This is a genomic window from Streptomyces sp. MUM 2J (genome assembly GCF_022414535.1).
Lineage (GTDB): Bacteria > Actinomycetota > Actinomycetes > Streptomycetales > Streptomycetaceae > Streptomyces.
Window position 1 is genome coordinate 23,951 of sequence record NZ_JADWYM010000018.1, and the last position, 22,930, is coordinate 46,880.

At 70.5% G+C, this 22,930-nt stretch carries 16 protein-coding genes and 1 CRISPR repeat array (1 of these 17 only partly in view); of the genes, 14 read left to right on the forward strand and 2 right to left on the reverse strand.

Annotated features, from left to right (window positions below; translation table 11 throughout):
* The first annotated feature begins 148 nt into the window (after positions 1-148).
* The gene (locus I3F54_RS16720) at positions 149-1,627 is read left to right on the forward strand and encodes an MmgE/PrpD family protein (RefSeq protein WP_240119586.1); all 1,479 of its coding nucleotides are present in this window, start codon (positions 149-151) and stop codon (positions 1,625-1,627) included.
* A 341-nt stretch (positions 1,628-1,968) separates the two neighbouring features.
* On the opposite strand, the gene I3F54_RS16725 is transcribed toward I3F54_RS16720, so the two are convergent.
* Positions 1,969-2,568, reverse strand: coding sequence for a TetR/AcrR family transcriptional regulator (locus I3F54_RS16725; RefSeq protein WP_240119587.1), 600 nt, complete (start codon positions 2,566-2,568; stop codon positions 1,969-1,971).
* 141 nt (positions 2,569-2,709) lie between these two features.
* Here I3F54_RS16725 and I3F54_RS16730 point away from each other — a divergent pair, with 141 nt between their 5' ends.
* From I3F54_RS16730 to I3F54_RS16745, 4 genes are all read left to right on the forward strand, one after another.
* A complete protein-coding gene (locus I3F54_RS16730; RefSeq protein WP_240119588.1) occupies positions 2,710-4,203 on the forward strand; it encodes an aldehyde dehydrogenase family protein in 1,494 nt (497 codons plus the stop codon).
* The gene (betA, locus tag I3F54_RS16735; protein WP_240119589.1) at positions 4,200-5,849 is read left to right on the forward strand and encodes a choline dehydrogenase; all 1,650 of its coding nucleotides are present in this window, start codon (positions 4,200-4,202) and stop codon (positions 5,847-5,849) included. Before I3F54_RS16730 ends, betA begins: the two co-directional genes overlap by 4 nt.
* A 633-nt stretch (positions 5,850-6,482) precedes the next feature.
* Positions 6,483-8,153 (forward strand): serine/threonine-protein kinase, encoded by a 1,671-nt coding sequence (locus I3F54_RS16740; protein ID WP_240119590.1) that lies wholly within the window; start codon positions 6,483-6,485, stop codon positions 8,151-8,153.
* A 335-nt stretch (positions 8,154-8,488) separates the two neighbouring features.
* Positions 8,489-9,229 (forward strand): class I SAM-dependent methyltransferase, encoded by a 741-nt coding sequence (locus I3F54_RS16745; RefSeq protein ID WP_240119591.1) that lies wholly within the window; start codon positions 8,489-8,491, stop codon positions 9,227-9,229.
* Between the two features lie 163 nt (positions 9,230-9,392).
* Here I3F54_RS16745 and snpA read toward each other — a convergent pair whose 3' ends face one another.
* Complete coding sequence (snpA, locus tag I3F54_RS16750; RefSeq protein ID WP_240119592.1) at positions 9,393-10,091, reverse strand: snapalysin; 699 nt, start codon at positions 10,089-10,091, stop codon at positions 9,393-9,395.
* Between the two features lie 222 nt (positions 10,092-10,313).
* On the opposite strand from snpA, the gene I3F54_RS16755 reads away from it, so the two are divergent.
* The 9 genes from I3F54_RS16755 (at position 10,314) to cas2e (ending at position 21,603) form a co-directional block, all read left to right on the forward strand.
* Entirely contained in the window at positions 10,314-11,360 is a 1,047-nt protein-coding gene (locus I3F54_RS16755; protein WP_240119593.1) for a LysR family transcriptional regulator, read from the forward strand.
* Positions 11,361-12,323: 963 nt separating this feature from the next.
* On the forward strand, positions 12,324-15,131 hold the full coding sequence (gene cas3 / locus I3F54_RS16760; protein WP_240119594.1) for a CRISPR-associated helicase Cas3': 2,808 nt from the start codon (positions 12,324-12,326) through the stop codon (positions 15,129-15,131).
* Positions 15,115-16,863, forward strand: a complete 1,749-nt coding sequence (casA, locus tag I3F54_RS16765) for a type I-E CRISPR-associated protein Cse1/CasA (protein WP_240119595.1) — start codon at positions 15,115-15,117, stop codon at positions 16,861-16,863. The genes cas3 and casA overlap by 17 nt, the downstream gene beginning before the upstream one ends.
* A complete protein-coding gene (gene casB / locus I3F54_RS16770; protein ID WP_240119596.1) occupies positions 16,860-17,561 on the forward strand; it encodes a type I-E CRISPR-associated protein Cse2/CasB in 702 nt (233 codons plus the stop codon). The genes casA and casB overlap by 4 nt, the downstream gene beginning before the upstream one ends.
* Positions 17,558-18,754 carry a type I-E CRISPR-associated protein Cas7/Cse4/CasC gene (gene cas7e / locus I3F54_RS16775; protein ID WP_240119597.1) on the forward strand — a complete coding sequence of 399 codons (1,197 nt, stop codon included), beginning with the start codon at positions 17,558-17,560 and terminating at the stop codon, positions 18,752-18,754. The genes casB and cas7e overlap by 4 nt, the downstream gene beginning before the upstream one ends.
* Positions 18,751-19,491, forward strand: coding sequence for a type I-E CRISPR-associated protein Cas5/CasD (cas5e, locus tag I3F54_RS16780; protein WP_240119598.1), 741 nt, complete (start codon positions 18,751-18,753; stop codon positions 19,489-19,491). The genes cas7e and cas5e overlap by 4 nt, the downstream gene beginning before the upstream one ends.
* Complete coding sequence (gene cas6e, locus I3F54_RS16785; protein ID WP_240119599.1) at positions 19,491-20,279, forward strand: type I-E CRISPR-associated protein Cas6/Cse3/CasE; 789 nt, start codon at positions 19,491-19,493, stop codon at positions 20,277-20,279. The genes cas5e and cas6e overlap by 1 nt, the downstream gene beginning before the upstream one ends.
* Complete coding sequence (gene cas1e / locus I3F54_RS16790; RefSeq protein WP_240119600.1) at positions 20,276-21,244, forward strand: type I-E CRISPR-associated endonuclease Cas1e; 969 nt, start codon at positions 20,276-20,278, stop codon at positions 21,242-21,244. Before cas6e ends, cas1e begins: the two co-directional genes overlap by 4 nt.
* Positions 21,241-21,603: a type I-E CRISPR-associated endoribonuclease Cas2e gene (gene cas2e / locus I3F54_RS16795; RefSeq protein WP_240119601.1), complete on the forward strand. Its 363-nt coding sequence runs from the start codon at positions 21,241-21,243 to the stop codon at positions 21,601-21,603. Before cas1e ends, cas2e begins: the two co-directional genes overlap by 4 nt.
* Positions 21,604-21,695: 92 nt before the next feature.
* Positions 21,696-22,930: direct repeats of the CRISPR family, unit length 29 nt; unit sequence CTGCTCCCCGCGCCCGCGGGGATGGTCCC (it continues 1,417 nt past the right edge of the window).

The window sequence follows — 22,930 nt, forward strand, 5'->3', positions numbered from 1 at the left end:
ATCCCGGCAGCGAGCGGCCGACGGAGGGAAACCCGCGAGCAGGACGGAGCGCCTCGTCCTCCTGGCCCCTTCCACGTTCCGACAATGAGGACGCCCGTCGCATCCGTGCACGGGCCATAGGCCACCCTGCGAGACGAGGTCGTCACCCGTGTCCCTCAAGTCCGCCTCCTCCGCCGACGGCCCCACCCCCGGTTCCCGGGGTGGGCCGACCGATCCGGACGGGCCGACCGGAAAGCTGGCGAACTGGCTGGCCGCCACCACCCTCGACGACGTACCGGATCCGGTGCGTGACAGGGCCAAGCACCTGCTGCTGGACGGGGTCGCGTGCGCCCTCGTAGGCGCGAAACTGCCTGCCTCGCGGATCGCCGTCGAGGCGCTCGCCGCTCTCGACGGCGCGGGCGACTCCGTGATCACCGGGTGGGGAGGACTCACCACCGGACCGCTGACGGCGGCGATGCTCAACTCCGGGTTCATCCAGGGCTTCGAGCTGGACGACTACCACCCCTTCGGCCCGTTGCACAGCAACGCCGTCGTCCTGCCCGCGCTGCTGGCCGCGGCCGGGCACCGTCCGGAGACGACGGGCGCGCGATTCCTGCTCGCCGCGGTCCTCGGCTACGAGGTCGGTCCCCGGGTGGGCATGGCACTGCACGGAGCGGACATCATGATCCGCGGATGGCACTCCGGCACCGTCTTCGGTCCGCCCGCCGCGGCCGCGGCTGCGGGAACCCTGTACCACCTGGATGCCGTCGGGTTCGAGGACGCGCTCGGCATGGCGTGCACCCAGGCGGGCGGGCTGATGGCCGTGCAGTTCGAGTCCATGGTCAAGCGCATGCACCACGGCTTCGCGGCCCGCAACGGCCTGGTCGCCGCCGTTCTCGCCGCCTCCGGGTACACCGGGATCAAACGGGTCTTCGAACGGGAGTACGGGGGGTTCCTCACCGTCTTCGGCCAGGGACAGCTCCCCGACCCGTCCCGGATCGCGGGGACCCTGGACGAGATCTGGGAGACGGAACGCATCGCGGTCAAACCCTACGCGGCCTGTGGGGGCCTGCACGCGGCGATGGACGCCGCGCTGCAACTGCGCGGGGAGCTGCAGCTGTCCCCAGAGGACATCGAGAAGATCGCGGGCATCCGCATCGACCTCGCCCGGGGGATGTACGAGAAGTGCGGCTGGACACCGAGCCGGCCGCTGGAGCCGATCGGTGCGCAGATGAACGCCGCGTACGCCGTGGCGGTCGCCCTCGTCGACGGGGCCGGACTGTTCGACCAGTTCACCAGGGAACGCGCCGGCCGCGAGGACGTGTGGCGGCTGATCGGGCGCACCGAGACCCGCCACGACCCCGTGTACGACGAGGGCGGCCTGGAGCAGCAGCTGACCACGCGCCTACGGCTGACGCTCGGCGACGGGACGGTACACGAGACCGTGGTGGTCCAGCCGCGTGGCGTCGGCGAGAACCGGCTCAGCAACGCGGAGATCGTCGAGAAGTACCGCGCCCTCACCCGGCGGGCGATCGATCCTGCGAGAAGCCAGGCCCTGGAGGAGGCCGTTCTGGGCCTCGACACGCTGCCCGACATCGGCGTACTGACCGCCCTGCTGCAGCCGCCCGTGCGGTCACCGGGTGCCTGACCGCCCGGCACCGCGACGCCCGCCGCGTCGCTCACGGCTTCCCGGCGCGTGCGCTTGCTGAAGGCACGGCCCCTCTGCAACCGCGCTCCGGATTGAATGACGGAGAACACCGCACCCGAAGCGCACGGGCAACCGTGTCCCGGCGGCAGGCAGGCGGGTGAGGAACGAGCGCCGGTGAGCGGTCAGAGAGCCGGACGAGGGTTCGGGTACTTGCCGATCCGGGCGCGGGACCCCCGGGCCCGCGAAGCCACCTCCTCGCCGTACCCCATCGACGAACGCGCACGACCGCTCCGCGGCCCCCTGCGCCGTGCTCCAGCCGAATCCGGTCCAGGGCGGGTCGCTCAGTGAGGTGGTGCGTCGTGGGTCGTTCTGCCGTGCAGCGCACGTGAGATGAGGGCTTCGATGTCCGTGCGGGCGGGGGGTTCGCTGGTGAGGACGGCTTGTATGAGCAGGCCGCACAGCAGGGCGCCCGCCATCCTGCCGGTCAGCGGGTCGGTGAGTCGGCCCAGCACCTCGGCCACGGCGTTGTCCCAGTTGACGGCGGCCTGGCGCAGGTGAGGGCGGATCAGCGCGAGGGCGTAGAGGTTGTTCTCGGCCATGGTGTCCTGGCGTTTCTCGCCGACCGAGCGGACCACGAAGTCGGCCAGTTCGGTGGCGAGGTCGGCGTCCGGCGGCAGCGCCTCGGCCCAGGCGCGCAGGGCGGCGACGCTGCGTGCGGCTGCCTCGGCGAGGGCGGCGGAGACCAGGTCGTCCAGCGTTCTGAAGTGGTAGGTCGTGGAGCCGAGCGGTACCCCGGCGGCCGCCGCGACCTTGCGATGGGTGAGCGCGTCGATGCCCTGCTCGGTGACGACGGTGATGGCCGCCCGCGCGATGCGGTCGCGCCGGTCGGGGTCGGTCGGTCCTCGCTGCCTCCGCTTCGTACCGGGCTGGCTGGTTGCCATGATCGCGGACTTCCCCTCTGACCTCGTCTGATGCACGGGCCAACGGTATCGTGCCGCCAATGTGGACTCCCGTACACATCTTGTGTACGGTTGTACGCATTCATGCTTCCCCCGCACCTTTGAAGTGAAGGAATCCGCTGGATGAAGGACCTGTTCATCGACGGACAGTGGGTTGCGTCGGCGGGGGCCCGACCGGGCCGGGCCGTACTCAACCCCTACGACGCCAGTGAGCTGGCCACCGTCACCGAAGCCGATCCGGCGGACGTCGACGCCGCCGTGACCGCGGCACGCAAGGCGTTCGACGGCGGGCCGTGGCGTACGACCTCCGCGCGCGAGCGCGGTGAGCGCTTGCGGAAGCTGAGCGAGCTGCTCGTCCGCGACCGCGAGGAACTCGCCAGGACCGAGAGCCTGGACACCGGCAAGACCCTCGCCGAGGGGCGCACCGACGTCGACGACATCGTGGCGGTCTTCCGCTACTACGCCAACCTCGCCGACGCCGACGCGGGCCGTGTGGTCGACACCGGCAATCCCCATGCGATCAGCCGTGTCGTCCACGAACCGGTCGGGGTGTGCGCGCTCATCGCGCCGTGGAACTACCCGCTGCTCCAGATGTCGTGGAAGCTCGCTCCCGCGCTCGCCGCCGGCAACACCACGGTCGTCAAACCGAGCGAGGTCACCCCGCTCGCCACGCTCCACCTGGTGAAGCTCCTCGAAGAGGCCGGGTTCCCCGCCGGTGTGGTCAACCTGGTGCTCGGCGGCGGGCCGACGGTCGGCTCCGCCATGGTCTCCCACCCGGGCGTCGACCTCGTCTCCTTCACCGGTGGCCTGGCGACCGGACAGAAGATCATGGCGGCGGCCGCGGCCGGCGTGAAGCGGGTCGCCCTCGAACTCGGCGGCAACAACCCGAACGTCGTCTTCGCCGACGCCGACTTCGACACCGCTGTCGACTACGCCCTGTCCGCGGCGTTCTTCCACTCCGGGCAGGTGTGCTCGGCCGGGTCACGGCTGATCGTGCAGGACACCATCCACGACGCGTTCGTCGCCGAGCTGGCCCGCCGGGCCGACGCCATCCGGCTCGGCAGCGGGCTCGACGACGGCACCGAGTGCGGCCCCCTGGTCTCCGCCGAGCACCGGGACAAGGTCGAGCGCTACATCGCACAGGCGCTCGCCGAAGGCGCCCGCCTGGTCGCCGGCGGCCACCGTCCGCACGAACCCGGCCTGCAGAACGGCTACTTCCTGCGTCCCACCGTCTTCGCCGACTGCGACGCGAGCCTGACGGTCGTCCGCGAAGAGGTCTTCGGCCCGGTCCTCACCGTCGAGCGGTTCGAGGACGAGGACGAGGCCGTCCGGCTGGCCAACGACACCGAGTACGGGCTGGCCGGAGCGGTGTGGACCGGCGACGCCTCGGTCGCCCAGCGGGTCGCGGGCGCACTGCGCCACGGCACCGTGTGGATCAACGACTACCACCCCTACCTCCCGCAGGCGGAGTGGGGCGGATTCGGCAAGTCCGGTATCGGCCGCGAACTCGGGCCGTCCGGGCTGGACGAATACCGCGAGACCAAGCACATCTACCACAACATCAAGCCGGAGCCCATGCGCTGGTTCGCCGGGCCTGCAGCAGGAGGAGAGCAGTGAGTCGCGAGCGTTACGACTACATCATCGTCGGTGGAGGTTCGGCCGGATGCGTGCTGGCCAACCGGCTCTCCGCCGATCCGTCGAACAAGGTCCTCCTCCTCGAAGCGGGCCGTCCCGACTGGATCTGGGACATCTTCATCCACATGCCCGCCGCGCTGACGATGGTGATCGGCAACCGCTTCTACGACTGGAAGTACGAGTCGGAGCCCGAGCCCCACATGGGCGGACGCCGTGTCTACCACGGCCGGGGCAAGGTGCTCGGCGGGTCGAGCTCGATCAACGGCATGATCTTCCAGCGCGGCAACCCCCTGGACCTGGAGCGCTGGGCCTCCGATCCCGGCATGGAGAGCTGGGACTACGCGCACTGCCTGCCCTACTTCAAGCGCATGGAGCACTGCGCCGCAGGAGCGGACGAGTGGCGCGGCGAGGGCGGCCCGCTCTGGCTCGAGCGCGGCGACTCCGACAACCCGCTCTTCGGGGCCTTCCTCGACGCTGCCAAGCAGGCCGGCTATCCGCTGACCTCCGACGTCAACGGCTACCAGCAGGAGGGGTTCGCCCGCTTCGACCGCAACATCCGCGACGGCCGCCGCTGGTCGTCTGCGCGCGGCTACTACCACCCGGTCAAGAAGCGCCCCAACCTCACCCTGCGCACCCTCGCCCATGTGAACCGGGTCCTCTTCGACGGCACCCGAGCGGTCGGCGTCGAGTACCGCAGGCCGGGCGGCCCGGCCCGGCAGGTCCACGGCGGCGAGGTCATCCTCTCCGGCGGCGCGATCAACACCCCGCAGCTCCTGCAGCTCTCCGGCGTCGGCAACCCCGACGACCTCACCCCGCTCGGGATCGACATGGTGCACGCCCTTCCGGGCGTCGGCGCCAACCTCCAGGACCACCTTGAGGTGTACGTCCAGCACGCCTGCACCCAGCCGATCTCGTTCAACCCGGCGCTGAAGCTGCACAACCGCCCCAAGATCGGCATGCAGTGGATCTTCGGCCGCAAGGGTCCCGCCGCGACCAACCACTTCGAGGCGGGCGGGTTCGTACGGGGCAACGACACCGTCGACTACCCGAACCTGATGTTCCACTTCCTTCCCATCGCCGTGCGCTACGACGGGACCCCCGTCAACGCCGAACACGGCTACCAGGTCCACATCGGACCCATGTACTCCGATGTGCGGGGCAGCGTGAAGATCAAGTCGGCTGACCCGAAGCAGCATCCGGCGCTGCGCTTCAACTACCTCTCCACCCCCAACGACCGCAAGGAGTGGATCGAGGCGATCCACGTGGCCCGGGAGATCCTCGCCCAGCCGGCGTTCGCCGACTTCAGCGGCGGGGAAATCTCCCCCGGTCCGGACGTCCGCACCGACCAGGAGATCCTCGACTGGGTGGCGCGCGACGCGGAGACCGCCTACCACCCCTCCTGCACGGCGCGCATGGGCGTCGACGACATGTCCGTCGTGGACCCGACGTCGATGAAGGTGCACGGCGTCGAAGGGCTGCGTGTCGTCGACGCCTCCGCCATGCCGTACCTCACCAACGGCAACATCTACGCACCCGTGATGATGCTCGCGGAGAAGGCCTCCGACCTCATCCTCGGCAACACCCCCCTCGCCCCGGCGACAGCGCGGTTCCACCAGCACCGCGCCTGAGCGGGCCGGGGGAGGGGGCGGGGCACTCCTCCGCCCCGTCCGCCGTCCGCTTCGTCAGGTGACGGCCGGAGAGACAGCGGCGTGCCGCCCCGGCGCCGAGTGCGCGCACTGAGCGCACCCGGCGCCGGGGCGTGTCTCATCGAGGAGCCGGTGCTGGCAGCAGGAGTGCTCAGGCAGACGGAGCCGGCGGTCGACCTGCGCCCGCCCCCGGCCCGCGGTGTCCGCGGGGGGAGACCCCGACCCGGGAGTTCTCCATGCGTCCCGCCAGGAACAGCCGCTCCCACCGGTTCGACGACGGATCGGATCGTGGCCCGATCCGCGCCGGTGGTGCGGGCGCCGGTGTTGTCGGCGACCTGGTCCCACGGCATTGCGGGGAGCCTGCGGTCACCCACCGGATCCAGGACGGCATGCCGGCCCGCCGTGGTGTGATCTGCGGCTCCCGACCGCGGAGACCGCGCTGGGCCGCGGGCACACCGGCCGTCCTCCGGTGCTGGTGATCAGGTCCGGGTGCCCGTCGGCGATCGCCGCGCGGATGCTGCCGTCGAGGTGGTCGTGTGGCTGGGCTACAGTCTCGGCACCCGTTCCGGGCCGGGCGTGCCGGCTCCGGGGGATTCACACTGGAGGAGGCGGCGCATGCGCCCCGGACAATTCGAGCTGCCCGGCTACGACGTCCAGGAGGTCCTGGGACAGGGCGGGTTCGCCACGGTGTACCGGGCGCGTCAGCTGATGGTGGACAGGGAGGTCGCGCTCAAGGTGGACAGCAGGAGGCTGTCCACCCAGCGCGACCGTCAGCGGTTCATGCGCGAGGTCACCTCGGCCGGGCGGCTGTCCGGGCATCCGCATGTGGTCGCCGTGTACGACGCCGGTGTGCTCGACGACAACCGCCCGTACATCGTGCTGGAGCTGTGTCCCGGCGGTTCGTTGGGCGAGCGGCTGCTCCGCGACGGACCGCTGCCGGTCAAGGAGGCCCGCGACATCGGTGTGGGCATCGCCGACGCGGTGGCAGCCGCGCACGCCGCCGGGGTGCTGCACCGCGACATCAAGCCGGGCAACATCATGGTCAACCAGTACGGCGCGGTGGCGCTGACCGACTTCGGGCTCGCCGCCATGCCACGCCCGGACCAGGAACTGTCCGTGACCAGGGATGCGCTGACTCCGGCGTACGCACCGCCCGAGGCGTTCCGCATGGCGGAGCCGTCGACCGCCGGGGACGTGTACTCGCTCGCAGCGACCGTGTACGCCCTGTTGCTGGGGCGCCCGCCCCACTTCCCGGCGGACGGCCGTCAACTCGGCCTTGCCGAACTCATCGTGCGGCACAGCTGGCCCTATCCGGCCCTGCCCGCCGTACCGGCAGCCCTCAACGAGGTGCTCAGGCAGGCCCTGTCGGCGGACCCGGTGCACCGGCTGCCCCACGCCGGAGCGCTGCGGGACGGTCTCGCCGCGGTCGACCTCGACACCGTGGATCTCGGCCGCTTCGGACCGGCACCCGGCATGACCACCACCGGCGGCCCCGCCCACCGGGGGTACCGGGACATCCCCGCGCCGCCCCACACCCCGACTCAGGACACGACCCCGTTGCCCGAGTCCCTGGGGAACCCCCTCCTGGCCGGGACGGCTCCGGGACACCCGGGCGAGGCACCCGGGACCAGGGAGACGCCCACGGGAACAGTCGACCGAGAACGCAAACGGTGGCGCCCCCGGCTGATCGCCGTGCTGGCGGCGGTGGCCGTCTCGGTCACGGTGTCGATCACCGTGGTGGTCTCCCAGACCGGGCAGACCGGGCAGACCGGCCGGGGCGCGGGCTCCACCTCGAACGCCGCGCCCTCATCGCCGGGAACAGCCGGAGGAAGCAGTTCGCCCTCCTCGCCCGGCTTCGGGGTGCCGACCACCACCGAGAACTGCCCCGCCACGGATGTGGAGGGTGTGGGCGGCCGGTGTGTGACCAGCCCCGAGTGCTGGAGCGGCATTCTCGACGTATCGGGGATCGTCACCGTCAGCCGTGCGGACTGCCATGTGAAGCACGTGTGGGAGACGTTCGCCATCGCCTCCCTGCCCGCGGACGGCATGACGAACAACGCACGGGACCTCATCAAGCACCCCGATGTCCGGGCACTGTGCTCCCAGCAGGTCATGGCCGGTTCCAGGTCCCCGCACGGCGCGGATATCGCCGCCGACTGGCAGATCACGGTGATTCCGCCGAGCGCTGCGCAATGGGACGACGGGCTCCGTGTCTTCCGCTGTGTCGCCGCGGCCGGCACGGAGGACGGGCAGGTGACCGGCAGCTATTTCGGCACCCGCGGCTGAGCGGGCCACCCACCCGCCCCCGGCGGACCGCCGCCCATGCCACGGAAGCCACACGAGGGCGTCCACCACGAGCGGAACCGGTGACGCCGTCCCGCAACTGTCCAACCTGCACGGCGACATCGCCACCCAGACCCCCTCGTGGACAGGACCACCCCGGTGGTCGACACCCCGCAGCCGCAGCCGCAGCCGCAGCCGCAGGTCGCGACCTCGCGGCCGCTCGGGCGGTGCAGCCCCTGAAGGCCTGTACCGGCCCCGCCCCGAACCGTGTGAGCGGAGCGGGTGGAGAAGGCAGATGCGTCGACAGCGCCCCTCGGTACCCGGCAGAGTGGCCGCCCGTGACGAGCAGTGAGCTGTGGACCCGTGCGACCGCCGACCGCTACGACGCAGAGGAGACCGAGATGTCCTCAGCCGCCGTCCTCGGACCGACTCTCGCCTTCCTCGCCGAACTCGCCGGAGACGGCCGGGCACTGGAGTTCGCCATCGGGACCGGACGAGTGGGCGTCCCACTCCGGGAACGCGGCGTGCCGGTGGTGGGCATCGAGCTGTCCGAGCACATGGCGGCGGTGCTGCGGCGCAAGATCGACGAGGACACGCTCCCGGTGGTCATCGGGGACATGGCCACCACCGTCGTTCCCGGCGGGTTCACCCTGGTCTACCTCGTCTACAACACCATCACGAACCTGCTCACGCAGGACGAGCAGGTCGAGTGTTTCCGCAACGCCGCACGTCATCTGGAGCCCGGCGGCCGATTCGTCATCGAGCTGGGCGTGCCGCCGCTGCGGTTCCTGCCGGCCGGCCAGGTCGCGGTGGCGTTCGACGTCTCCGAGCGGCATCTCGGCTTCGACACCTTCGACCTCGTCGACCAGGTTCTCGTCTCGCACCACTTCACCCGCGACGGCGACGACGGCCGCTACCGCCGCGGCGACTCCCGGCACCGCTACGCCTGGCCGGCAGAACTCGACCTGATGGCACGGATGGCCGGGCTCGAGAGGGAACGTCGTGTCGCGGACTGGGACGGGGCGCCGTTCACCCAGGACTCCACGAAGCACGTCTCCGTGTGGCGCAAGCCAACCTGAGGTCGGCCACCTGTGGACCTTCACCTCCCTCAGCGCTTCCGCGGGCGTGGCCGCTCCCGTGCCGTTCACACGACATCCGTACGGACCACGGCCGGGGCCGCGGTCCGTACGGGAGAGGGCGGACCGGGAGGTGCCGGAGGCAGGCCCGCCCCGTTCACCGAGGTCAGCCGGTCTTGCTCAGCTGCGCGACGGCCTTGGCGAGGCCGTTCACCCAGAGTCGGTCGACCCGTGCGCGCTCCGTGGAGTTCGGGTACGGGTTGGTGCAGGACGGACCGGGGCCGCCGCCGGACATCAGCTCGCTGCACGGGCCGCTGTAGTGGTCGGGGAGACCCAGCACATGACCGGTCTCGTGGGCGGCGACCCGGGTCGAGTCGTACCGCCGGTTCTGTGCGTAGTCCAGGAAGATGTAGCCGCGGCCGTGGCCGTTGGTCGACGCGTACGATCCGCGTGGATCGTTGCCCTCGTAGTAGGCGAAGTCCGCACTGCCCGAGGTCGCCCGGAGCTTGACGTTCGACACGGAGCTGTTCCAGATGGAGACGGCGCTCGATATCTGGGAGCGGAAGCTCGGTGCCCGGGAGGCGTTGTAGTAGACGGTCACCACGTTCAGGGAGGGCTGGCCGGCCTGCCGCTTCGCCACCGACTTCAGAACGGCGTCCAAGAACGCCTTGTCGCCGGTGTTCCCAGCCGTGCCGACGTAGCTGGCGGCCGAGGCGTGGGCGGCCGGGGCCTCGGCGGCGATCCGGGCACTCGCCGGGGAGGCAGTGCCGAGCGCGCCGGAGGCCAGGCCCAGGCCGAGGGTGACGGCGAGGGCCAGAAGTCTCCTGGAGTTCTTCGGCCTGTTGGGCATGAGGAACGAAGCCATGTGGGGGGCTCCTTCTCGTCCTGTGGGGTTGAACGATCGGTTGCCTCTGAGTCTCCTTCAGCCCAATGGGTCTGCGGATGATGCCAGTTGGAGATAGCGCGGTGCTATCGGCGGCCAACTCGACCAGTGGCGTCGACCGGCGGTTCGACTCGACCGACTCGTCCACATTCGCTGAAAGTTGAACATCTGGTGTACCGATCCGTCCCGCCCTACGCTCCTTTCATGGAGCTGGAGGTGAGGCACCTGCGCGTTCTCTGTGCCATCGCCGACACCGGCAGCCTGCACAAGGCGGCACGGCAACTCGGCTTGGCGCAGCCCTCATTGAGCACGCAGTTGCAACGCATCGAAAACGCGCTGGGTGCCCAGCTCTTCGTGCGCGCCCGGACCGGCTGCCGGCCGACCCCCCTGGGACTCGCAGTGCTGAGCCGCGCCAGGCCTCTGGTGGCGGAGTTCGCGGCGATCGTCACCGAGACCAGGACGGCAGCCGCCCGCGCCGCCGCGGGGTTCCAACTGCGCATCGGTGCCACCGCGAGCCGGGCCATTCCCGGCTGGCTGCGTCTGCTGCGGGCGCAAGAGCCGCGGATCGAACCCACCCTGCAGATGAACGTCTCTGCCAACATCCTGCTCGGCATGGTCGCCGCAGGACTGCTCGACATCGCCTTCGTACACGAGGTCGAGGGCAGCCCGCTGCGCATTCCGCCCGGGATCAGCCTGCGTGTTCTCGTCGAGCGCGAACCGCAGTTCGTCATGCTCGCGGCGGACCACCCGGCGACGGCCCGGCGGCAGATTCCCCTCGCCGACCTGGCCGACGACCGCTGGATGGTCGACGCCACCGTCGACGGGGAGTGGGACGCCCTGTGCCGGACGCTGCGGGCGGCCGGTCTGGAGTCGGAGATGCTGCACGGCGACTACCTCACCGCGTACTCGCTGGCCGCCACCGGCGAGGTGGTCACGGTGGTTCAGCCCACCGCGCACCCTCGTCCCGACCTCGCGATCCGCCCTCTGGAGGGCGACCCGATCGGCGTACGCCTTCTGCTCGCGGCCCGTACGGAGGCCGAACTGGACGACGTCTACCCCGAGTTGGAGCAGTCCTACTGGTCGGTGGCCCGCGATGCCGAAGCCTACCGGGAGTGGCTGGAGCGGGCCCGCCGGCCACTCACACCGCTCGACGGAGCTGCCGAGCCGCCGCTCGGCCGACGAAGACCGAACCGCTCCGCCCAGGCGCCCCCGCGACCGGCGACTCCCAGTTCCTGCAGTTCCTGCCGCTGATCCCGGGACCGATGTCCGAGCAGAACCACACCCCCACCTCGCGGGCAGCGCTCGGCGACCCGGAGCGACCACGGGATCGTGCCGATTCCGGTAACCGACTCCCAAACAGGTGGGCCTGGGGAAGGGAAGACGCTGTCACATTGGCTCGCCCTGGGGTGATCTTGATGTTGAGGTTGATCCCGGGGAGCGGACACCGGTTGCATTCAGCGAGTGACGCAGTACCTGACGCGATCAGGCGCGATTCGAACTCGACCGGTGTGAGGCAGGCGAGCGGGCCCAGGCCGTCCTCGATGGTCGTGGCGTCCAGACCCAGGCCCGCGCGGCCCAGCGGCGGCGTTCGAGGAGCGAGTGCCGGAAGTAGTAGCTCCCGCTGCGGAGTGTGCGGACAGCGAGTTCCACGGAGCCAGCGAGGGTGGGCCACTCGGACTGGCGCGGGCGATTGCCGTTGCGGTGGTTGAGGCGCTTCCCCGGACGCACCCCATCCCCGCGGGTGCGGGGAGCAGCCGAGAAAGGCGTCCGTGTCGGCGAAGTAGACAGGACCATCCCCGCGGGTGCGGGGAGCAGTCTCCGTTGATGGCGCGGGCGACAGCGAGGGCGGGACCATCCCCGCGGGTGCGGGGAGCAGACTGCCTGACCTGCCAGCTCTTGGACCTGAGGACGTGATTTCGGCCTCTTTCGTCGACTCCGACAAATAGGGCGTAGGGTGTGTTTGGCCCCCGCTGCTGCGTGTCGGTGGGGTGCGGGCAAGCAGGTCATCTTAAGCCTTGAGGCTGTCGTCTTCCTGTCGACGTTTCTGTTTTGCTCATTCTGGTGTACTCAACTGGCGTTTGCCTGTATCAAACCTTCATGAGCAACGGGGAGAGTGCCCGTCACGGCATGCTGGGCCGGCTCGGGGGAGCGGCGCGGTCAGTGTGGGCGAAGCATGACCGTGACTCCGATGGCTGGTTGCCATTGTGGCGGCACATGGAGGACAGCGCTGCGGTGGCCGGGCTGTTGTGGGACCGGTGGATGCCTGTGGGGGTGCGGAAGCTGATGGCCAAGGCGCTGCCGCGCGGTGAGTCTGATGCCCGCGCGCTCGCCGTATGGCTCGCCGGAGTCCACGACATCGGCAAAGCAACCCCTGCGTTCGCCTGTCAGGTCGATCAGCTGGCCGACGCGATGCGTGACCGAGGGCTGGAGATGCGCTCGGCGCGGGCGATGGGGCCAGACCGCCGCGTCGCGCCGCACGGTCTGGCGGGGCAGGTGCTACTGGGGGAGTGGCTGGAGGAAGCGCACGGGTGGGCGTCCGCCTGGACCGGACAGTTCACGGTCGCTGTGGGTGGGCACCATGGTGCGCCGCCCGAACACGGGCAGATCAAGACCATCTACGAACATGAGGAGTTGCTGCGTACTCCGGGTCCGAGCAATCCACTGTGGCGGCAGGTGCAGACCGAGCTGCTCGACGCCTGCGCAGAACGTTTCGGTGTGAGGGAACGGCTGGGCCCGTGGCGGACGGTGAAGCTACCGCAGCCGGTGCAGGTGCTGCTCACCGCGCTGGTCATCGTCTCTGACTGGATCGCGAGCAATCCGGATCTCTTCCCGTACTTTCCCGACGGTACATCCCGCAGTGCCCAGGAGCGTCTTGCCGCGGCCTGGAGCGGACTGGACCTGCCGGAGCCCTGGCGGGCCGAAGAGCCGGTACACAGTGCCCAGGAGTTGTTCGCCTCCCGGTTCGCACTGCCTGCGGGGGCGACGGTGCGCCCGGTCCAGGTGGCGGCGGTGGAGTTGGCCAGGGAACTGCAGGCGCCTGGTCTGATGATCGTCGAGGCGCCGATGGGCGAGGGCAAGACGGAGGCGGCGCTTGCCGTGGCCGAGATCTTCGCGGCACGTTCGGGCGCGGGAGGAGTGTTCTTCGCACTGCCCACCATGGCCACCGGTAATGCCATGTTCCCTCGCCTGCTCGACTGGCTGGACAGGCTGCCGGGGGTGGCCGGCTCACGCCACTCCGTGCACCTGGCCCATTCCAAGGCGGCCCTCAACGAGGACTTCGCCGGGCTGATGGCCCGCGCAGGACGGGTTGCGGCCGTCGATGTGGATGGGCCGGTGCCCTCGTCCCGGCAGGAGCCGAGCCACCAGAGGTATGCGGGTGCCGAACTGGTGGCGCATGCCTGGCTGCGTGGCCGCAAGAGGGCCATGCTGGCCTCATTCGTCGTGGGCACCATCGACCAGTTACTGTTCGCCGGGCTGAAAAGCCGGCACCTGGCGCTGCGGCACCTGGCCGTGGCCGGGAAGGTCGTCGTCATCGACGAGGTGCACGCCTATGACACGTACATGAGCGTGTACCTGGACCGGGTGCTGTCCTGGCTGGGTGCGTACCGGGTTCCGGTGGTGGTGCTGTCCGCGACCCTACCCGCTTCACGGAGAGGTGACCTGGTCGAGGCGTACGCGGGCCGGGCCGATGCGGTCGCCGCCGAGCCGGCGGCCGCGCCGGACGCGTACCCGCTACTGACGGCCGTTGCTCCGGTCGGCGTTCCACTGGTCCGCCACCCGCAGGCATCGGCCCGGTCGACCACGGTACAGGTGGAGCGTCTCGCCGACGATGTGGGCGCCCTCGTCGGGCGGCTGGAGAACGAACTGGCCGATGGCGGGTGCGCCTTGGTGATACGGAACACCGTCAAGCGGGTGCTGGAGACGGCTCGTGCCCTACGCGACGCGTTCGGCGCCGAGCACGTGACCGTCGCCCATTCGTGCTTCGTCGACCTTGACAGAGCGGACAAGGACCGCACACTGCTGCGACTCTTCGGACCCCCGAAGCAGCCGGGCGACAGGCCCGGGGGCCGGCACATCGTGGTGGCCAGTCAGGTCGCCGAGCAGTCCCTGGACGTCGACTTCGACCTGCTGGTCAGCGACCTGTGTCCCGTCGATCTACTCCTGCAGCGCATGGGCCGCCTGCACCGCCACCGGCGCGGGTACGCCCAGAACGGGCGCCCCGAGCGCCTACGGAACGCACGCTGCCTGCTGACGGGAACCGACTGGACTGCGGACGTGCCGGCCCCGGTGCGAGGGTCGGTCGCCGTGTACGGGCTGCACGCCCTGCTGAGGTCGGCAGCCGTGCTTCTTCCCCACCTTGACGGCGAGTCCGGGCTACCGGTCAAGCTCCCGGCGGACATCAGCCCTCTCGTGCAGAGCGCGTACGGGCAGAGGCCGATGGGCCCGGCCCACTGGCAGGGCGCCCTGCAGCAAGCTCTCGAGCAGTTCGAGCGGCACCGCTACGACCAGGCCGAGCGCGCTGCCGTGTTCCGCCTGGGGAATGTCGGAAAACCGGGACGGCCGTTGTTCGGCTGGGTCGCCGCCGGCGTGGGAGACACGGACGACACTCCCACCGGGCGTGCCCAGGTGCGGGATAGTCGGGACAGCCTGGAAGTTGTCGTCGTGCAGCGGCGCGGCGACGGAAGCCTCGCCACCCTGCCGTGGCTCAAGCCCGACAGCAAGCAGCGGCAGCGCGGGGGTATCGAGCTGCCCCAGGACGCGACACCGACACGGTTCGCGGCCCGTACGGCCGCGAGCTGCGGACTGCGGCTCCCGCTGCAGTTCTCCGGCGAGACCATGGACCGGGCCATCGACGAGCTGGAACGGCTGTATCTGCCCAGCTGGCAGGGCAAGGACAGCCCTTGGCTGTCCGACCAGCTCATTCTCACCCTCGACGAGGACTGTCACACCCACCTGGCAGGCTTCCTTCTCCGCTACAGCCCCAGCGACGGCCTTGAGGTGACCCGTGACGCCGACGACTGAACTTGACAGTGCCGGGGCGGGCGAGGCGTCGTCCTTCGACCTGACATGCCGGCCGTGGATCGGTGTGCTGCGGCGCGACGGTTTCCAGGACGAGCTGTCGCTTCGCCAGCTCTTTGCTCAGGCCGGCGAACTGCGGTGCGTCGTGAGCGAACTGGCCACCCAGGAGTTCGCCCTGGTCCGTCTCCTCCTGGCCATCGTCCACGATGCCCTGGACGGTCCGGACGACATCGAGGCGTGGGCGGAGTTGTGGGAGGACCCCGACTGCTTCACCCCCGTCCAGGCATACCTGGACAAGCACCGCGACCGGTTCGACCTTCTCCATCCGCTCACCCCGTTCCTGCAGAGCGCCGGGCTGCGCACCGTGAAGGACGAGGTCTTCTCCCTCAACCGGATCGTGGCCGATGTGCCTGCCGGGGAGCGGTTCTTCAGCGCGCGGATGCCGGATGTGGACCGGCTGACCTTCGCAGAGGCCGCCCGCTGGGTCGTCCACGTGCATGCTTACGACACGTCCGGGATCAAGACCGGCATGGTAGGCGACGACCGGGTCAAGGGCGGCAAGGTGTACCCGTTGGGCACCGGCTGGGCGGGCGGGCTGGGCGGGATTTTCGTGGAGGGTGACTCGCTGCGCGAGACCCTGCTGCTCAATCTGGTGGCGGCGGACACCGAAGGCATCGACTTCCCTGCCGATGACCGGCCGGCCTGGCGCCGTGAGCCCTGTCGGTCTGGCTCCGACGGACGTGGTGTGACCGGTCTGCGTGATCTGTACACCTGGCAGTCGCGGCGCGTACGCCTGCACCACGACGCGGACGCTGTGACTGGTGTCGTCCTCGGGTACGGAGATCCGCTCGCCTTTCGGAACATGCACCGTCGCGAGCCGATGACCCCGTGGCGGCGCAGCCCGGCGCAGGAGAAGAAACTGGGGCAGTCGCCTGTGTATCTGCCCCTTGAACATGATCCGGCTCGCTCTGCCTGGCGGGGCATCGCCGCGCTTGTCGCCGACCGGCTGGAGAACCAGGGCGGCGCTGAGGCCGCTGCACGGATCCGGCCGAGGATCCTCGAGTGGATCGCCTGTCTGGTGACCGAGGGCCTGGTGTCCCGGCATTTCCTTGTCCGTGCCCGGGTGGTGGGCGTGCGCTACGGGACCCAGCAGTCCGTGGTCGACGAGGTCGCCGATGACCGTCTGACGATGCCGGTCGTCCTGCTCCACCGGCAGGACCGTACGTATGCCCGGCAGGCGATCGCCGGGGCCGAGGACGCCGACCGGGCCGTGCGGATCCTGGGAGACCTCGCGGCCGACCTGGCCCGGGCGACCGGGACCGAGCAGGAGGGGGCGCGGTCTGCGGCCCACGCCGGGGGATTCGACGCGCTGGAGCAGCCTTACCGTGACTGGCTGTCCGCGATGGCGCACGCCCCTGACCCCTTCGAGCACCGGCAGGCGTGGCACCGTCAGACGCGGCAGACGGTCGGCCGCCTCGGCGACCACCTCATCACCGCCGCGGGCGACGCGGCCTGGCAGGGGCGGACCTGCACCGACAACAAGGGCGGCACCTACTGGCTGAACGCGGGCCTGGCCGATCTGTGGTTCCGGGGGCGTCTGGCCCGGACACTCGGCGGCTTTGACCCGCCGGGCTCCGGCGGCAGCGGCACAGGGCCCGCCCCTTCGACGGATAACGGTCCCATCGCTCCGCCGGAATCCGACCATGCCGTGACCGATCCGAAGGCGCATACATGACCATCCCGTCCCCGGCCCCGTCCCATTCCGTATCGGTTCTGCCTGCCGCAGTAATCCCGGTGCACCAGCGGGTCGCGCAGCTCACCGCCGCGCACATCGCCCCCTGGCAGGAGGGCTACCTCAAGGACCGGCCCCAGGCCGTGGCCGCTCTCGCCCGCCTGCGCCGCGGCGCGGGCCGTGAGGCGGGCGAGGCGCCCGACCTGTGGAACCTGATCGTCACCGACCCGCTCCACACGCCGGCCGAGGAGACGCGGCCGCTGAGCGAGCCGGAACTGGTCCGCGCCGAGAACGCGCTGCACGCGGCCGTCACTTTGTGGGCCTTCCACCAGCAGTCCCGCGGCGTGCCCATGCACCGCCGTCACAGCCGGGAGCGGCCGACCGGCCTGGGCGCGGCGGTCCGGCGCCTGATGCCGGTCGACGGCGTCGACGACCCCGTCCGCAAGCGCCTCGTCCGCGCGGGAACCGCCCCTGACCTGGTCACCCTCACCCAGCGGCTGCGCGACCTCGTTGCCCTGCTGCGCCGCGAGGACATCCCGCTCGACTACGCCCTACTCGGCGGCCAGTTCTACCTCTGGCAGTGGCCCGACGGCCCCGCCGCCGTCCGCCGTAGGTGGGGCCGCTCCTTCCACGAGCAGCGGCGAACCCGCGCCACCCCCGACGAGAACACCACCCCGCACACCGACAAGGACGACTCGTGAACCGCATCTTCCTGGACGTGCACGCCCTGCAGACCGTCCCGCCGAGCAACCTCAACCGGGACGACACGGGCGCTCCCAAGACGGCAGTCTACGGCGGAGTCCCCCGCGCCCGGGTCTCCAGCCAGGCATGGAAGCGGGCCGTGCGCACCTACTTCAGGGACGAGCACCTGCTCGACCCCGGTGAGCTGGGTGTGCGGACCAAGAAGGTGGTGGAGCTACTGGCGGACCGGATCACCGCGTTCGCCCCGGCCGTCGAGCGCGCGACGGCGCTCAGCCTCGCCGACGAAACGGTCAAGGCCGCAGGCTTCAAGACCGAGGTCCCCAAACGCAAGGCCGACCAGGCGAAGAAGGACGGCAGCCTCACCCCCGTCCCCGAGAGCAAGTACCTGCTCTTCCTCAGCTCCCGGCAGCTCGACGGCCTGGCCCGCCTCGCCCTCGAAGGAGCCGTCGACATCACGGCATTCCTGAAGACCAAGGAGAACAAGGCCCGCGCCAAGGAACTCGCGGACACCCGCCACTCCGTGGACATCGCCCTCTTCGGCCGCATGGTCGCCGACGTCGCCGACATCAACGTCGACGCCGCCGTGCAGGTCGCGCACGCCCTCAGCGTCCACCGGGTCGATACCGAATCCGACTACTACACCGCTGTCGACGACAAGAACACCGACGAGGAGACAGGCGCCGGAATGATCGGCACCGTCGACTTCAACTCCGCGACCCTCTACCGCTACGCCGCCCTCGGCGTGCACCAGCTCGCGGCCAACCTCGGCCAGGGCCTGCGCGAGGACGAACCGCGTACCGAGCCGGTACGCCGCGCCGTCGAGGCGTTCGTGCACGCCTTCGCCGCATCCCTTCCCACCGGGAAGATCAACACCTTCGGTCACCACACCGAGCCCGACGCCGTGATCGTCAAACTCCGCACCACCCGGCCGATCAGCTACGTCGCCGCCTTCGAGGACCCTGTCCGCAGCGACGGCGGCGGACACCTGCGCGAAGCAGCCGACCGGCTCGCCGCCTATGCCAGCGACGTCGAGCGTGCCTACGGAGACCCCGACACCACCCTCACCTGGGTCCTACGCGTCGGCCCTGCCACGCAGAGACTTGCCGAACTCGGCACTGAGAGCGACGCGCTGCGCGAACTCGTCGCCGCTGTCGGCCAGGCCGTCGCGGAACACCTGGAGAAGCCCGCATGACCGGCACCAGCGTGCTCGCCCTTCGCCTGGCCGGCCCTCTGCAGTCCTGGGGAGCCTCCTCCCGCTTCACCCGCCGCACCACCGAATCGGCGCCCACGAAGAGCGGAGTCGTCGGCCTGCTCGCCGCGGCGGCCGGCATCGAACGCGGCGACGACGCGCGCCTGGCCCCCTTGGCACAACTCAGATTCGGTGTCCGCATCGACCAGCCCGGCACCCGCATACGAGACTTCCACACCGCCCACCACGGCGTCACCGGCACCTCCATGCCGCTGTCCGAGCGGTTCTACCTCGCCGACGCCGTCTTCCTCGCCGCCGTAGAGGGCGACCACACCCTGCTCACGGGCCTGCACGACGCCCTGCGTGCCCCGGCCTACCCGCCCTGCCTCGGACGGCGCTCCTGCCCGCCCTCCGAGCCGGTCGACCTCGGACTGCATCAGGACGCCCGCCTGCAAGACGTACTGGAGAGCACGTCCTGGCAGGCCTCCGCCTGGTACCGCAGGCGACGCCCGGCCCCGAAGACCCTGACCGTGCTGCGTGAGCCCGACGCCGACGAGTCCGCACAGACGGCCGACGTCCTGCGCGACCAGCCGATCAGCTACAACGCCGCACGCCGCCAGCACGCACTGCGCAGTGTCGTCACCCACCCCGTGACCACCCCGGTCCCTGCCGGGGGCGGCCCGCAGGGCGTGCACGAACCGTTCGCCGCCCTGGATGCCCTGGAGGACGAGAACGCCTGATGTTCATCTCCCGCTTTCGCGTCAACACGGCCCGGCCCGGCGCCCGCCGCCTCCTGTCCTCGCCCCAGGCCATGCACGCGGCCGTCATGTCGTCGTTCCCTCACATCCTGCCCTCCGACAGCCCGGCACCGGGTGCACCGCGAGTGCTGTGGCGACTGGACCAAGGGGCCCGTGCAGAGGTCCTGCTGTACATCGTCAGCCCCGACCACCCAGACCTGACCCACATGGTCGAACAGGCCGGATGGCCAGCCGTCGTCGGCCCCGGGAACCCCGGCTGGCAGACCCGGCCCTACGCCCCGCTCCTCGACCGGCTGACCGCCGGCGACCACTGGGCATTCCGCCTGACCGCCAACCCCGTGCACACCATCCGCCGCAAAGAGGGGGAACCCCGCAAGATCACCGCTCACCTCACGCCCGTCCACCAGATGGGCTGGCTGCTCGACGACGAACGCCAAGAACGTCTGGGCTTCCGCGTCTGCGAGAAGCCGTCCCACCGGCGCCTCCTGCCCGAGGGCACCACCCACCACCAGCGGCCCCACCCCGGCGACCGATACGAACTGTCCGTACGGGACACACGCTCCCTCTCCTTCGGTAAATCCCCCGGCGTCAACGGCCGCACAGACAAGCCGGTCACGGTCGTCGCCGTCACGTTCGAAGGACGGCTGGAGGCCACCGACCCGGACGCCCTCCGCCGCACTCTCACCCAGGGCATCGGCCGCGCCCGAGCGTACGGGTGCGGCCTCCTCACGCTGGCCCCCATCACCCAACCCGCCCGGCAGACACCATGAGCGCGGTCTCCAAGCGGTCAGCGCTCAGCCCGCGACAGCTCACCCGAAGCGACGAGCGCCTCTCCTTCATCTACCTGGAACGCTGCACGATCCATCGCGACGCCAACGCCATCACCGCCCAGGACGCCCAAGGCACCACCCACATCCCCTCCGCGACCATCGGCACCCTCCTCCTCGGCCCCGGAACACGCGTCACCCACCAGGCCATGAGCGTGCTGGGCGAGACCGGCGCAGCGGTCTGCTGGGTCGGTGAACATGGCGTGCGCTACTACGCCTCGGGCCGCGCCCTCAGCCGCTCCTCCGCCCTTATGGAGGCCCAGGCCCGGCTGTGGTCCAGCCCCCGCAGCCGCCTCGCCGTGGCGCGCAAGATGTACCAGCTGCGCTTCCCGGACGAAGACCCGGCCGGTCTCACCCGGCACGAACTCCTCGGCCGCGAGGGCAGACGGGTCAAGGACTGCTACCGAGCCGAAGCCGCCCGAACCGGCGTCCCCTGGCGGGGCCGCCGCTACATCCCCGGCGACTTCACCAGCGGTGACGCCATCAACCAGGCCGTCACCGCCGCCGCGCAGTGCATGTACGGCATTGCCCACGCCGTCGTCACCTCTCTTGGATGCAGCCCGGCCCTCGGCTTCATCCACTCAGGTCACGAACTGTCCTTCGTCCTGGACGTAGCCGACCTCTACAAGACGGACATCGGCATCCCCCTCGCTTTCGATGTCGCCGCGCAGGACGAGGAGGACGTCGGCCCCCGCACCCGCCGCGCCCTGCGGGACCGTATCAACGAAACCTCCCTGCTGAACGGCTGCGTCGACGACATCAAACGCCTCCTGCTGCCGGGGGCAACCGGATCCTCCGAATCCCGGGGAGACCGGGACGTCGTCACGCTCCAGAGCGACCACGACCACCAGGTCGCCTCCGGCGTGAACCACGACGGACCCGAGCACTACGGAGACGAACTCTGGTGACCGTCATCGTCCTCACCAACTGCCCGGCCGGCCTGCGCGGCTTCCTCACGCGCTGGTTGCTGGAAGTCTCCGCAGGCGTATTCGTGGGCAATCCCTCGGCCCGCATCCGCGACCTGCTCTGGGAAGAGGTCCAGCAATACGCGGACCAAGGCCGCGCCCTGTTGGCCCACACCTCGAACAACGAACAGGGCTACACCTTCCACACCCACGACCACGCCTGGCATCCGGTTGACCACGAGGGACTCACGCTGATCCGTCGCCCCGATCCAAGAACATCCGCTCCCGCACCGACCCCCCAGAACGGCCTACCACCTGGATGGAGCAGAGCCGCCAAACGGCGACGCTTCGGGAGGGGCTAATGCGCGTCGAGTTCTCTATATCCCATTTAGCCGAATCGGCGAAAGTGCTTGGAAACCGACTCCGGAGCCGGTAAAGCCGCAGGTCATCGAGTCTGCTCCCCGCGCCCGCGGGGATGGTCCCATCCTCTACACGCACGAACCGGTGCTCGCCGACTGCTCCCCGCGCCCGCGGGGATGGTCCCCCGCATCTCAACCTGGAGCAGGCCATCGCTGTCTGCTCCCCGCGCCCGCGGGGATGGTCCCCTTGGAACGGTGCTCAGAGGCGCGGATCATCGCTGCTCCCCGCGCCCGCGGGGATGGTCCCCGGTGGGAACGCCTGGAGGGGCACATCCTGCCCTGCTCCCCGCGCCCGCGGGGATGGTCCCCACATCGTGCGGTCCGGGCTGTGGCGGCAGAACTGCTCCCCGCGCCCGCGGGGATGGTCCCCCGGGGCCGCCTTCCGCCTTGCAGCGATCCGCCTGCTCCCCGCGCCCGCGGGGATGGTCCCCCGGCCACCCAGATCCGGTGGGGCCTGTCCTACTGCTCCCCGCGCCCGCGGGGATGGTCCCTCTCCGGATAGGTGATGCCGTTCGATGTCTGCCTGCTCCCCGCGCCCGCGGGGATGGTCCCTCCGCGACATGGCGGAGGCGTCGATGACCGTCCTGCTCCCCGCGCCCGCGGGGATGGTCCCCGGTCGTCTTCGGTGAGCCGGGCGAGGCGCTCCTGCTCCCCGCGCCCGCGGGGATGGTCCCCAGAGAGGTATCTGCCGTAAGTCTGTCCGAAACTGCTCCCCGCGCCCGCGGGGATGGTCCCTGCACCGCCGGCACTTCGACGCCGATCGCGACCTGCTCCCCGCGCCCGCGGGGATGGTCCCACACACATAAGGGTGCTGACACATAGGGGCAACTGCTCCCCGCGCCCGCGGGGATGGTCCCACCCCGGCCGGCCTGTGCGAGGCGTGCGCCCGCTGCTCCCCGCGCCCGCGGGGATGGTCCCGACGAGCTCCACAAGTTCGTCGCCAAGTGCGGCTGCTCCCCGCGCCCGCGGGGATGGTCCCCAGTCCATGAACGGCTCACCCCCACCGTCGAACTGCTCCCCGCGCCCGCGGGGATGGTCCCGAAGACACCCAACACCAAGGTCGTGACTCCAGCTGCTCCCCGCGCCCGCGGGGATGGTCCCCCGAGCGTCACCGCGGACGGCGTGATCGGCAGCTGCTCCCCGCGCCCGCGGGGATGGTCCCTACGATCCGGGCAGCGCGCAGATCCTCGCCCTCTGCTCCCCGCGCCCACGGGGATGGTCCCACCCAGGCGGGGTCGCCGCGGTCGGTGCGGTACTGCTCCCCGCGCCC

Coding starts and splice junctions, on each gene's coding strand:
- I3F54_RS16725 (WP_240119587.1), bottom strand. CDS start 2,568: ATGGCAACCAGCCAGCCCGGTACGAAGCGGAGGCAGCGAGGACCGACC.
- I3F54_RS16730 (WP_240119588.1), top strand. CDS start 2,710: ATGAAGGACCTGTTCATCGACGGACAGTGGGTTGCGTCGGCGGGGGCC.
- I3F54_RS16740 (WP_240119590.1), top strand. CDS start 6,483: ATGCGCCCCGGACAATTCGAGCTGCCCGGCTACGACGTCCAGGAGGTC.
- snpA (WP_240119592.1), bottom strand. CDS start 10,091: ATGGCTTCGTTCCTCATGCCCAACAGGCCGAAGAACTCCAGGAGACTT.
- I3F54_RS16755 (WP_240119593.1), top strand. CDS start 10,314: ATGGAGCTGGAGGTGAGGCACCTGCGCGTTCTCTGTGCCATCGCCGAC.
- cas3 (WP_240119594.1), top strand. CDS start 12,324: ATGGAGGACAGCGCTGCGGTGGCCGGGCTGTTGTGGGACCGGTGGATG.
- casB (WP_240119596.1), top strand. CDS start 16,860: ATGACCATCCCGTCCCCGGCCCCGTCCCATTCCGTATCGGTTCTGCCT.
- cas5e (WP_240119598.1), top strand. CDS start 18,751: ATGACCGGCACCAGCGTGCTCGCCCTTCGCCTGGCCGGCCCTCTGCAG.
- cas6e (WP_240119599.1), top strand. CDS start 19,491: ATGTTCATCTCCCGCTTTCGCGTCAACACGGCCCGGCCCGGCGCCCGC.
- cas1e (WP_240119600.1), top strand. CDS start 20,276: ATGAGCGCGGTCTCCAAGCGGTCAGCGCTCAGCCCGCGACAGCTCACC.